The sequence below is a fragment of the Chordicoccus furentiruminis genome, from assembly GCF_019355395.1.
Classification (GTDB): Bacteria; Bacillota; Clostridia; order Lachnospirales; family Lachnospiraceae; genus Chordicoccus; species Chordicoccus furentiruminis.
The window spans coordinates 989989-1001872 of sequence record NZ_CP048829.1 but is presented as its reverse complement, the minus strand read 5'-3'; the positions used below and the strand labels follow the sequence as shown (position 1 = coordinate 1001872).

Below are 11884 nucleotides of genomic sequence, written 5' to 3'. Positions count from 1 at the left end.
GATGCCCGTTGTGATCCGAACCGATGAAGAAATCGCGCTGATGCGCGAATCGGGCCATTTGCTTGAACTGGTTCATCAGGCTCTGCATGCCATGATCAGGCCGGGGGTATCAACAGCGGAGATCAATCGCGCCGGGGACCGTAAGATCAGAGAACTCGGGGGTGTTCCGAATTTTCTTGATTATGACGGATATCCCGCCTCGATCTGCGTCTCCGTCAATGACGAGGTGGTTCACGGGATTCCGTCTGATGACAGGATACTGAAGGAGGGAGACATCGTATCCCTTGACGCAGGACTCATCTGGAAGGGCTACCACTCCGACGCGGCGCGGACATGGATTGTCGGACGCGCCGCAACCGAGACGGAACGGCTCGTCGAGGATACCCGGATGAGCTTCTTTGAGGGAATGCGCTTCGCCCGTGCCGGCCATCATCTTTACGAGATCTCGGCCGCGATCGGGGCGTATGCCGCAGAGCGGGGGTACGGTGTCGTTGAGGAGCTTTGCGGGCATGGGATCGGAACGCATCTTCACGAGCCGCCGCAGATCCCGAACTACCGTCAGAAGGGAAGAGGAATCCTGCTGGTGCCCGGCATGGTCCTCGCGATTGAGCCGATGATCAATCTCGGCACAAAGGAAATCGAGTGGATGAGCGACGGGTGGACTGTCAGAACCGCCGACCGGGAGCCTTCTGCCCACTACGAAAATACCGTTCTGATCACGGACGGAGACCCGGAGCTGCTTACATGCACCGGCTTCGATGAACGTGAACTGATCCGAACGATGCATGCATGAACGATTAAACGAGGAGGAGTACAAGCAAATGGCAAAGTCCGATGCGATCGAAGTCGAGGGCAGAGTGCTGGAAAAGCTGCCAAACGCCATGTTCCGGGTAGAGCTGGAGAACAAGCATGTCGTGCTGGCTCATATCAGCGGGAAGCTGAGAATGAATTTCATCAGGATCCTTCCGGGGGACAAGGTCACGATCGAGCTCTCGCCGTATGATCTCGACAAGGGCCGGATCATCTGGAGAGACAAGTAAGGGACCGGATATCCCGGTTATGTACGGCGCCGGGTTCTGATTTAAATGAAAAAACGGATTGCATCTGCCCAAAAAGCGTGATATTATATATATCGCGCTTTTTGGGTATTCGTGCGCGAAAAAACAGAAAAGGAGGTTCGTCATGAAGGTCAGATCTTCAGTAAAGCCGATGTGCGAGAAGTGCAAGGTAATCAAGAGAAAGGGATCGATCCGCATTATCTGCGAGAATCCGAAGCACAAACAGAGACAGGGCTGATGCCTGTCGTATATCTTCATTATTTAAGCGCATAACAGTCTGCGAGCGCGGCTGCTCAGGCTGTTGACTATAGATCAGCGAAATGGGCGTCTCCTTCGGATGACGGCTTTTGGCCGATATATAGTGCTTAATACCGGTGCGTCATTTCACCGGAAAGGCCGTGACGGGACGGCGGACGTCTGCATTTCCCGGAAGCTGTCGAAATGATGAGCATCAGTCACGGCTGGGTTCCGATATCCCCGGAACCCCAATTAGGACACCCGCAAGGGGTATCACTACATCATCAGGTATATTGCAAGGAGGAAACACAATGGCTCGTTTAGCTGGAGTGGATTTACCGAGAGACAAGCGTGTGGAGATCGGACTGACCTATATTTATGGAATCGGCCGCACCACATCCAACAAGATTCTTGCGGAAGCCGGTGTCAATCCGGATACGCGAGTCCGTGATCTGACCGATGAGGAAGTCGGCAAGATCAAGGACGTGATGGACAGAACCTGCACGGTCGAAGGTGATCTCCGCCGTGAAGTGGCGATGAATATCAAGCGTCTGCAGGAAATCGGATGCTACAGAGGCATCCGTCACAGAAAAGGTCTGCCGGTCCGCGGCCAGAACACAAAGAACAACGCCCGTACGCGCAAAGGACCGAGGCGTACGGTTGCGAACAAGAAGAAGTAAATTATTCATTCGATAGAATCGGGATTCCAGAAAGGAAAGTAGGTTAGTTTTTATGGCAGCTAACAAGAATACGAAGAAGACGGCGGCAAGCAAGCGCCGTGTCAGAAAAAACGTTGAACATGGACAGGCTCATATTCAGTCATCCTTCAATAATACGATCGTGACACTGACGGATGCGCAGGGAAATGCACTCTCCTGGGCTTCCGCAGGCGGCCTGGGCTTCCGCGGTTCAAGGAAATCTACTCCCTACGCAGCGCAGATGGCGGCTGAGACAGCGACGAAGGCAGCGCTGGTTCACGGTCTGAAGACGGTTGATGTTTTCGTCAAGGGACCGGGTTCAGGAAGAGAAGCAGCGATCCGTGCGCTTTCCGCGGCCGGACTGCAGGTTCTCTCCATTGAGGATTGCACACCGGTGCCGCACAACGGCTGCCGCCCGCCGAAGAGGAGACGCGTCTGATTCCCGGCTGTCTTCCATGACAGCGCTTGAAACCGTTCGGACACGGACCGGGACGCCGGTGAGCCGGCGGACCCGCAGATGGAAATAACCGCAGGTACGAATTTAGGAGGTCCATAAATAAGATGGCAGTTAACAGAACACCTGTCCTCAAGAGATGCAGATCACTCGGACTTGAGCCGACATATCTCGGTATCGATAAGAAATCCAACAGAGAACTGAAGAGATCCAGCAGAAAGGTCTCTGAATACGGCGTCCAGCTTCGTGAGAAGCAGAAGGCGAAGTTCATCTACGGCGTGCTTGAGAAGCCGTTCCGCAACTATTACGAGAAGGCGGACCGGATGGAAGGCATGACCGGCGAGAACCTGATGCGTCTTCTGGAGATGCGCCTCGACAACGTGATCTTCCGTCTCGGCTTCGCGAGAACGAGAAGAGAGGCACGTCAGATCGTCGACCACAGACATGTGCTGGTCAACGGAAAGCTTGTCAACATTCCGTCCTATCAGGTGAAGGCCGGCGACAAGGTCGAGATCAAGGAGAGCAAGAAATCCTCTCCGCGCTACAGAGCTGAGAACGGCATTCTGGCGGCTACATCCGGCAGAGCGGTTCCGGACTGGCTCGAGGCGGATCCGGAGAAGCTGGAAGGTACGGTCAAGGACGCGCCGACCAGAGAAGTCATCGATGTGCCGGTTGATGAGATGCGCATCGTCGAGCTGTATTCCAAGTAATCGAACCGGGCAGCCGGACCGCCGTGTCCCGATTTTCGGGAAACGGTTCCGGCCGCCTGTTGTCTGTCATTTCTGGCACCCTTCAAAAGTCACTTATTATCCTTAAGGAGGGATTCAAGTGTTCGATTTTAATAAACCGAAGATTACGATCGAGGAGCTGTCACCCGACAAGCGTTTCGGCCGGTTCGTCGTGGAGCCGCTTGAGCGCGGCTACGGCACGACGCTTGGCAATTCGCTTCGCAGAATCATGCTCTCCTCGCTCCCGGGTGCGGCTGTCAGCCGGGTGAAGATCGACGGTGTGCTTCATGAATTCAGTCCGATCCCTGGCGTTAAGGAAGACGTGTCCGAGATTATCATGAATCTCAAATCGCTTGCGATCCGGAATACGTCCGAGACGGATGAGCCGAAGACAGCCTACATTGAGTATGAGGGCGAAGGCGTGGTCAGAGCGTCCGACATTCAGGTCGATTCTGACATCGAAATCATGAACCCGGATCAGGTGATCGCGACGCTGGACGGCGGTCCGAACAGCAAGCTGAATATGGAAATGACGATCACGAAGGGCCGGGGCTACGTCAGCGCTGACAAGGGCAAGAAGAGCGACCAGCCGATCGGAGAGATCGCCGTGGATGCGATCTACACGCCGATCGACCGCGTGAACATGAATGTGGAGAATACGCGTGTCGGCCAGCAGACCGATTTCGACAAGCTGACCCTTGATGTCTGGACACGCGGTACGCTCAGCCCCGAGGAGGCGGTCAGTCTGGCGGCGAAGGTGCTCAGCGAGCATCTCAAGCTGTTCATCGATCTGACGGATACGGCCAGAACCGCGGAGATCATGAGTGAGAAGGAGAACGACGAGAAGGAGAAGGCTCTCGAGATGAATATCGATGAGCTTGAGCTTTCCGTCCGTTCCTACAACTGCCTCAAGAGAGCCGGCATCAACACGGTGGAAGAGCTTTGCAGCCGGACGCCGGAGGATATGATGAAGGTTCGAAATCTCGGACGGAAGTCCCTTGAGGAGGTTCTCGCCAAGCTCAAGGAGCTCGGGCTTTCCCTCCGGGAGAGCGAGGAGGCCTGAGCGGCCCGCTCAGGCGAATGATATCAGCAGATGCGCGCCGGATGACCGCCGGTGCGATATCGGAACAATCACGGCTTTTCACGCGGCGTCAGTAAGACCGAAGAGCATGGCGCCGCGCGCCGCATGAGGAGGATAAGAAACATGTCAGGTTACAGAAAACTCAGCAGAACAACCGCTCAGAGAAAGGCGCTTCTTCGCAGCCAGGTCACAAGCCTGATCTATCACGGAAAAATCGTCACCACCGAGTCCAAGGCGAAGGAAGTTTCGAGGATCGCGGAAGGGCTGATCGCACTCGCTGTCAGGGAGAAGGACAATTTCGAAACCGTGACGGTCACCGCGAAGGTTCCGCAGAAGGACGCGGAGGGCAAGCGGGTGAAGGAAGAGAAGGACGGCAGAAAGGTCACCGTCTACCTCGAGGAGCAGAAGGAAATCAAGAAGGACGCTCCGTCCAGACTGCACGCAAGACGGAAGATGAACCGGGTGTTCTATCCGGTCGTTGAGGTTCCGACCGCGGGCAAAGGCCGCAAGAAAGGCACGAAGAAGATTGATCTCGCCCAGAAGATGTTTGACGAGATCGCTCCGAAGTACGAGAAGCGCAACGGCGGCTACACGAGAATCGTGAAGATCGCCCAGCGTCCCGGAGACGGCGCGATGAAGGTTCTGCTCGAGCTGGTATAAATCGGAAAAAGCATAACGAAACGGAGGGTCGGCACGCAGTGCCGGCCCTTTTGCAGTTCCCGGGACACCCGGTGTGTCCGACCGCGGTTGAGTTTTCCGGCTCTCCGTGTCATAATGGATTCGATTTATGCGGATGGGAAGGGAGGCGTTTGCTTGACTGGAAGACATATGCTGTGCACCGGATCAGCCCTGTTTCTTGCGGTTTGCGCTGCGGCGCTCTTCCCTTCCCCGGCCCGCGCCTCTGCAGCGGACTGGACGGCTGTTTCCCGGAAAGAGGGACTGGATGCAGCCGATTCCGCCTCAGTCGATTCGGAGGCGGAGGCGCCTCCCGGCGTGCCGGATCTGACGGAGGTTCTCCATCCTCAGGGCTCGCATTACCGGATTGTCTGTCAGGACATGACGCTTCCGGAACGGTTCGGCGCTCAGATCGCCGGATATAAGGACGGAGGGGAAAAAGTCAGAGAAAAAGCCTCGCGAGTCACGAGACTCAAGGGAGCCATCGGGGAGATTGAGATCGACTGGACGGTCCTGAATGCGCCTGATGAGGAATATCAGGCGTATCTCGACCAAGAACTGAGCCGCGTAGACGAGCTGAACGCGGAGGACCGGATCGACCTGTTCACGGTCGGAACGAATTTGCTGCCCAAGTACTGTCAGGGCGATCAGGAGGTCGCGATGACGGCCGGGGAAATCGGTTTGTCGGAGAGCGATCTCGTCAGCCAGTTCGAGCCGCTTCGCACGCTGGCAAAGGGGGCGGACGGAGAGCAGAGAGCCGTGACGTATGAGCTGCCGGTGTGCGCCTGGGTTTACCGACGTTCCATCGCGAAGGAGGTGCTCGGTACGGACGATCCCTCCAGAGTCGGGGCCGCTGTGCAGAACTGGGATGCCTTTGAGCAGACGGCGGCTAAAATGAAGACGTCGGGATATCAGATGTATTCCTCATGGATGGAATTTTATGACATCTGTGCAGCGGAAGCGTCCGCCCCGTGGGTGGATGAGGAAAATGCCCTCCGTTTTGATGACGCGGTTGTGGAATGGATCCGCAGAACCCGATCTGATGCGGAGACGGGATATGTGCACGGGACGGAACGGGGCTCGGAGGAGTGGGTCGCCGATATGGCGAAGAACAGCAGGGTCTTCGGATTCTGTCTGACGCCGGCGGAGATCCGTACAACACTTGCCGGAACGGACAGCGGAAAGGCCGGCGACTGGGCGGTAACCGGCGGTCCGGGCAGCTGTCTCGACGGCGCCTCATGGCTGTGCGCAGCCGCAGGGAGCGACAACAAAGAACTGACGAAACGGGTGATGCAGACGCTGACAACCGGTGAGGAAAGCATGATGGATATGCTGACCCGGACCGGAATCGCGGTCAACAACCGGAGCGTGATGGAGCAGGCCGCCTCGGACCGGACGCTGACAAACGCGGTTCTCGGAGGCGAGAACCCGTTCGGTATCTGGCTGAGGGCGGCCGGAAAGGTCAGCGTCGAGCACAGGACAGACTATGACGACGGGCTGAAGCAGATTCTGGAGGCTTCCTACCTTCCGTACTTTAAGGGGGAGACGGACGAACAGTCGGCCCTCGGAAATTTCTACGCGGCGGCGCTGACACGTTATCCGGATCTGCTGACATGATCCAGGAAACGGAACCGGCGGGATGATGACTCCGGGGCCCGGAGAAGCAAAGGAGAGTTATGGACAATCAGAATAACCAGCAGCCTCGCGGGGGCGGCAACCGGAACAACAGACAGTCTCTTCTGATCCTTCTGGTATGCATCCTCGTCAGCATGCTCTGTATGAGCCTGTTTTCCGGGCTGTTCGCCGATTCGTCGTCGAGAAAGATCTCGTATGACGAGTTTATCAGGATGCTGGACAGCGGCGAGGTCAGGAAGGTCGTGATCAACACGGACACCATTGATATCACGCCGAAATCTGCCTCCGGATCACCTGTGATTGTGAAGTACTACACGACGAGGACGGAGGATGTCACCGCGCTGACGACCCGGCTGGAGAAGGCGGGCGTCACCTTTGAAAAGAAGGCGAACAGCGTTGCGATGGGAGTGCTGGAAACACTGCTCAGCTTCCTGATCCCGTTCATCTTCTTCCTCGTGCTCATGAATATTCTGATGGGGCGCATGAACCGCGGCGGCGGGATGATGAACATCGGAAAAAGCAGGGCCAAATCCTATGTTCAAAAGAACACCGGCGTGACGTTCAAGGACGTGGCCGGCGAGGATGAAGCGAAGGAGAGCCTTCAGGAAGTGGTGGACTTCCTGCACAATCCGGGCCGCTACGTGGAGATCGGCGCGAAGCTGCCGAAGGGCGCGCTTCTGGTCGGCCCTCCGGGCACCGGCAAAACCCTGCTGGCGAAAGCGGTTGCCGGGGAGGCGAACGTTCCGTTTTTCTCGCTGTCCGGCTCCGAATTTGTCGAGATGTTTGTCGGCGTCGGAGCGAGCCGGGTCCGTGATCTTTTTGAGGAGGCGAAGAAGAACGCCCCCTGCATCATCTTCATCGATGAGATTGACGCCATCGGCAAGACGAGAGACAGCGGCCGGTTCGGCGGAAATGACGAGCGGGAGCAGACGCTGAATCAGCTCCTCGCGGAAATGGACGGATTTGACTCCTCGAAGGGACTTCTGATTCTGGCGGCGACGAACCGGCCGGAGGTGCTGGATCCCGCGCTGCTTCGTCCGGGCCGCTTCGACCGGCGGATTATTGTGGACCGGCCGGATCTCAAAGGCCGCGTCGCGATTCTCAAGGTGCACGCGAAGGATGTGGCGATGGACGACACGGTGGATCTCGACGCCATCGCGCTGGCCACAGGCGGCGCCGTCGGTTCCGATCTTGCCAACATGATCAACGAGGCGGCGATTCTCGCGGTCAAAAACGGACGCAGGGCTGTCTCTCAGAAGGATCTGCAGGACGCGGTCGAGATTGTACTCGTAGGCAAGGAGAAGAAGGACCGGATCCTCGGAAAAGAGGAACGCCGGATCGTCTCGTACCATGAAGTGGGGCACGCGCTGCTCACGGCTCTTCAGAAAAACGCGGAGCCGGTTCAGAAAATCACGATCATTCCCCGCACGATGGGCGCGCTCGGCTACGTCATGCAGGTTCCGGAGGAGGAAAAATTCCTCAGCACGAAGAAGGAGCTGGAGGCCCGGCTTGTGGTGGCGCTGGGTGGACGGGCGGCCGAGGAGATCGTCTTCGATACTGTGACGACGGGTGCCGCCAACGACATCGAGCAGGCGACGGCCATCGCGCGTGCGATGATCACACAGTACGGCATGTCCGAGAAGTTCGGGCTGATGGGGCTCGCCTCTCAGGAAAGCCAGTATCTGGACGGCCGCGCGGTGCTGAACTGCGGCGACGAGACGGCGACGGAGATCGACCACGAGGTGATGGCGCTGCTGAAGCGCTCGTATGACCAGTCACTGGCCCTTCTCAGGGCGCACCGGAAGACGATGGACCGCATCGCCGCCTTCCTCATCGAGAGGGAGACGATCACCGGGAAGGAATTCATGCGGATCTACCGGGAGTGCGAGGGAATCCCGGATCCCGACGGACCGGCGGATGACGGCGGAGAGCCGGGCTCTCCGGAGCAGGCTGAGAAAACGGCGGAAGCCGGGCAGAAGAGTGACGGTGCCGGGGCTGTGAACGAAGCGCCGGCGCCGGAGAACCGTGCTGAATCGCAGACCGCAGGAAACGCTCCGGGAGAGCAGCGGAATGACGTGCCGGAGCCGGGCACGGAAGATCAGGCAGGGCCGGAGGAGAAAATGCCGGTGCCGGAGACCGGTCATCATCCGGATCCGGAGGATGCGGACGCAGAGCCGGACGAGGAGCCGGAACGGACCGCAGAGACGGAGGAGCCGGCTGAGTCTCCGGAAGCCGCCGTGCGCTCGACCGAGGAGGAACTGGCGGCGAGTGTGAAGGCGGTGGTCGAGGAACGCCGCCGGACGCAGGAAGAAGCCGAACGATCCGAAGAACGGGATGAGTCCGGACCAGAGCCGGAAACGGAAGAGGCCCCCGGGAACAGGGCGGAAGCGAACGGATCCGGGGAAGACGGAGAGCCGGAGGACCAGGATTTCTGGGATTCCATCCGGAAGATCTGAAAGAACCGTGACATGACAGTGAGACCGAATCAGCCCGTCCGCCGCGGGGAACCGCGGCGGACGGGCTGAAGCCGTATCAGACGGTGAAAGCGTCAGAAGGGAGAAGCAGTGAGCGAGGAGGAACCGTTTGTAATCAGCGAGGAGCTGAAGAAGCTGCCCGCCGCCCCCGGCGTCTATATCATGCACAACGCGAAGGATGAGATCATCTATGTCGGCAAGGCTGTGAACCTCCGGAACCGGGTGCGGCAGTACTTCCAGAGCCAGAAGAATAAGACGCCGAAGGTGATCCGCATGGTGTCCCAGATTGATCATTTCGAGTATATCGTCACAGACTCGGAGCTGGAGGCGCTGGTGCTCGAGTCGAATCTGATTAAGGAGAACCGGCCGAAGTACAACACGATGCTCAAGGACGACAAGAGCTATCCGTTTATCCGCGTGACGCTGGGCGAAGCGTATCCGAGAGTCGTGATGGCGCGGCGGATGAAGAAGGATGCGTCGAAGTACTACGGCCCGTATCCGACGGCGGGCGCTGTGCATGACATGATCGATCTCGTGCGGCGGCTGTACCGCATCCGCTCCTGCTCGAAGCAGATCGTGCCCGGTCAGCCCGCCCGGGAACGGCCCTGCCTGAATTATTACATCGGCCAGTGCGACGCGCCCTGCCAGGGCAATATCCCGGAAGAAAGCTACAGGAAACGGGTGGAGCAGGCGGTTGACTTTCTCAATGGCAACACGAAGGATGAGATCAGCCGTCTGACACGGCGAATGGAAGAAGCGTCCGGGGCGATGCAGTATGAGGAAGCCGCCGCGTGCCGCGACCTCATTCAGAGCATTCGCGTGATCGGGGAAAGACAGAAGATCACCGGATCTGACGGCAACGACCGCGACGTGATCGCGCTGGCCGCGGACACGGTGAAGGAAGCCAACAGCTCGATGGGGCGGACGGAAGCGGTGGCTCAGGTCTTTTTCGTCCGGGACGGAAAGCTGATCGGACGGGAGCATTTCTTCCTGACCGCGGAGGACACCGACGATCCGGCCCGGATCCTCCGGAACTTCATCGCCCAGTACTATGCGGGCACGCCGTTCGTCCCGAAGGAGCTGATGCTCGAGCAAGACGTGCCGGAGCGTGCGCTGCTTGAAGAGTGGCTCACGAAGCGCCGAGGAAGCAAAGTTTCGATCCGGGTGCCGCAGCGGGGCATGAAGGAGAAACTGGTGGAGATGGCACGGGAGAACGCAGTCAACGCGCTCCAGCGCGACCGGGAACGGATGCAGCGCGAGGCGCTCCGGACAGTCGGGGCGGTCCGGGAGATCGCGGATCTGCTCGGCCTTGAATCGGCGGACCGGATGGAAGCGTATGACATCTCGAACATCAGCGGATTTGAATCGGTGGGATCGATGGTCGTCTACGATCAGGGCAGGCCGAAGCGGACGGATTACCGGAAGTTCCGAATCCGCACGGTGCAGGGGCCGAATGACTACGCGTCGATGGAGGAAGTGCTGACGAGGCGCTTTCAGCGGGCGAAGGACGGATCAGCCGGTTTTTCGCGGCTGCCGGATCTGATCCTGATGGACGGCGGACGCGGCCAGGTGCATATCGCGGAGAAGGTGCTGCATGCTATGCAGCTGGCGATCCCGGTGGCCGGGATGGTGAAAGACGACTATCACCGGACGCGGGGACTCTGGTACCGGGAGCGGGAGGTGCCGATCCGGCGGGATTCGGAGGGCTTCCGGCTGATCACACGGATTCAGGACGAGGCGCACCGGTTCGCGATCGAGTACCATCGCCTGCTTCGCAGCAAGGGCCAGGTCCGCTCGGTTCTGGATGACATTGAAGGGATCGGAACCGTCCGCAGAAAGGCGCTGCTCCGCGCCTTCGGGTCGGCGGAGGGAATCCGTGACGCGTCGCTGGACGAGCTGAAGCATGCGCCCTCAATGAACGCCGCGGCGGCGGCGAAAGTGTACGCGTTCTTCCATCCGGAACCGTCCGGAAACGGGACACGGGCCAACGCCGGTACGGAAGAGGCCTGAGAGACGATGAGGCGCCGACCTCCGGAGGAGCCTTCAGCGGGCAGGACGGATTCCTGAGAGACCGGTCAGCCCTCTTCGCCGCAGGGCTCCTCGAAGACGGCCGGCCCGAGAACCTCGACCTGGCCGGCGCCGTCGGTCAGCTCGGTGACCAGGGCAAGGACGAAGTCCTTCCGGCCGGCGGCGGGAAGGACTTCGACGGTCACGCCCTCGCCGTATTCGGTGCCGGTCACCGGGATCCCCTCCTTCGCGAGACGGTAGGACAGCCGGCCCAGCTGTGTGTAGGGGCAGCGGATGCGCAGACGGACGCCCTGGCGGACGGTGACGATTCCCGCGGCCCCGACGGCGTCACGGGCTGCGGCCGTGTAGGCCCGGACGAGTCCGCCGGTGCCGAGCAGCGTGCCGCCGAAGTAGCGGGTGACGACCAGCAGACAGCCGTGCAGTCCGCGGCCGGTCAGAACCTCCAGCATCGGCCGGCCAGCTGTGCCCGAGGGCTCGCCGTCGTCGCTGGTGCGTGTCACCTCCGCCGGAGAGCCGGGCTCGCCGGCGACATAGGCGAAGCAGCGGTGACGGGCGTCGTAATAGCGCTTCCGGACAGAGGCGAGATACGCCTCCGCCTCGTCCGGCGTGCCGACGCGGACCGCTTCCCCGAGGAAGCGTGATTTTTTTTCGATGATTTCGGACGTGCCGTTGGTTCGGATGGTTCGGAAGTCCAAGTCTGCGTTCCTTTCTTTCAGATGGCAGGGGACGGCGGCTGCATGTTCCACGTCATTATAGCAGAAAATGCACCCGGCGGCAGAATGTGAATTCCATCGCGGATTCTTGGAAAGAACCGGC

General features: G+C 59.3%; 12 protein-coding genes. 11 read left to right on the top strand and 1 reads right to left on the bottom strand.

The genetic code is table 11. The annotated features are described in order from the left end of the window. Position 1: 1 nt before the first annotated feature. The 11 genes from map (at position 2) to uvrC (ending at position 11050) form a co-directional block, all read left to right on the top strand. A complete protein-coding gene (map, locus tag G4C92_RS04715; protein ID WP_274941958.1) occupies positions 2-793 on the top strand; it encodes a type I methionyl aminopeptidase in 792 nt (263 codons plus the stop codon). A 28-nt stretch (positions 794-821) separates the two neighbouring features. Continuing rightward, complete coding sequence (gene infA, locus G4C92_RS04710; protein WP_274941957.1) at positions 822-1040, top strand: translation initiation factor IF-1; 219 nt, start codon at positions 822-824, stop codon at positions 1038-1040. Between the two features lie 142 nt (positions 1041-1182). Then, a complete protein-coding gene (gene rpmJ / locus G4C92_RS04705; RefSeq protein ID WP_004604068.1) occupies positions 1183-1296 on the top strand; it encodes a 50S ribosomal protein L36 in 114 nt (37 codons plus the stop codon). A gap of 310 nt (positions 1297-1606) precedes the next feature. Continuing rightward, positions 1607-1975, top strand: a complete 369-nt coding sequence (gene rpsM / locus G4C92_RS04700) for a 30S ribosomal protein S13 (RefSeq protein WP_274941433.1) — start codon at positions 1607-1609, stop codon at positions 1973-1975. Between the two features lie 52 nt (positions 1976-2027). Continuing rightward, a complete protein-coding gene (gene rpsK, locus G4C92_RS04695) occupies positions 2028-2432 on the top strand; it encodes a 30S ribosomal protein S11 (RefSeq protein WP_274941432.1) in 405 nt (134 codons plus the stop codon). A 122-nt stretch (positions 2433-2554) separates the two neighbouring features. Further along, positions 2555-3157 carry a 30S ribosomal protein S4 gene (gene rpsD / locus G4C92_RS04690; protein WP_274941431.1) on the top strand — a complete coding sequence of 201 codons (603 nt, stop codon included), beginning with the start codon at positions 2555-2557 and terminating at the stop codon, positions 3155-3157. 118 nt (positions 3158-3275) lie between these two features. Further along, a complete protein-coding gene (locus G4C92_RS04685) occupies positions 3276-4238 on the top strand; it encodes a DNA-directed RNA polymerase subunit alpha (protein WP_274941430.1) in 963 nt (320 codons plus the stop codon). Positions 4239-4379: 141 nt separating this feature from the next. Then, positions 4380-4916: a 50S ribosomal protein L17 gene (gene rplQ, locus G4C92_RS04680; protein ID WP_274941429.1), complete on the top strand. Its 537-nt coding sequence runs from the start codon at positions 4380-4382 to the stop codon at positions 4914-4916. 153 nt (positions 4917-5069) lie between these two features. After that, positions 5070-6548 carry a hypothetical protein gene (locus tag G4C92_RS04675; protein ID WP_274941428.1) on the top strand — a complete coding sequence of 493 codons (1479 nt, stop codon included), beginning with the start codon at positions 5070-5072 and terminating at the stop codon, positions 6546-6548. Between the two features lie 59 nt (positions 6549-6607). Next, positions 6608-9022: an ATP-dependent zinc metalloprotease FtsH gene (gene ftsH, locus G4C92_RS04670; protein ID WP_274941427.1), complete on the top strand. Its 2415-nt coding sequence runs from the start codon at positions 6608-6610 to the stop codon at positions 9020-9022. A gap of 180 nt (positions 9023-9202) precedes the next feature. Beyond that, positions 9203-11050 (top strand): excinuclease ABC subunit UvrC, encoded by a 1848-nt coding sequence (gene uvrC, locus G4C92_RS04665; RefSeq protein WP_274941956.1) that lies wholly within the window; start codon positions 9203-9205, stop codon positions 11048-11050. Positions 11051-11115: 65 nt separating this feature from the next. Here the strand turns inward: uvrC and G4C92_RS04660 are convergent, their stop codons facing one another. Continuing rightward, positions 11116-11763, bottom strand: a complete 648-nt coding sequence (locus tag G4C92_RS04660) for an IMPACT family protein (protein WP_274941426.1) — start codon at positions 11761-11763, stop codon at positions 11116-11118. Between the last annotated feature and the right edge of the window lie 121 nt (positions 11764-11884).

Coding starts and splice junctions, on each gene's coding strand:
- uvrC (WP_274941956.1), top strand. CDS start 9,203: ATGCACAACGCGAAGGATGAGATCATCTATGTCGGCAAGGCTGTGAAC.
- rplQ (WP_274941429.1), top strand. CDS start 4,380: ATGTCAGGTTACAGAAAACTCAGCAGAACAACCGCTCAGAGAAAGGCG.
- ftsH (WP_274941427.1), top strand. CDS start 6,608: ATGGACAATCAGAATAACCAGCAGCCTCGCGGGGGCGGCAACCGGAAC.
- map (WP_274941958.1), top strand. CDS start 2: ATGCCCGTTGTGATCCGAACCGATGAAGAAATCGCGCTGATGCGCGAA.
- rpsK (WP_274941432.1), top strand. CDS start 2,028: ATGGCAGCTAACAAGAATACGAAGAAGACGGCGGCAAGCAAGCGCCGT.
- infA (WP_274941957.1), top strand. CDS start 822: ATGGCAAAGTCCGATGCGATCGAAGTCGAGGGCAGAGTGCTGGAAAAG.
- rpmJ (WP_004604068.1), top strand. CDS start 1,183: ATGAAGGTCAGATCTTCAGTAAAGCCGATGTGCGAGAAGTGCAAGGTA.
- rpsD (WP_274941431.1), top strand. CDS start 2,555: ATGGCAGTTAACAGAACACCTGTCCTCAAGAGATGCAGATCACTCGGA.
- rpsM (WP_274941433.1), top strand. CDS start 1,607: ATGGCTCGTTTAGCTGGAGTGGATTTACCGAGAGACAAGCGTGTGGAG.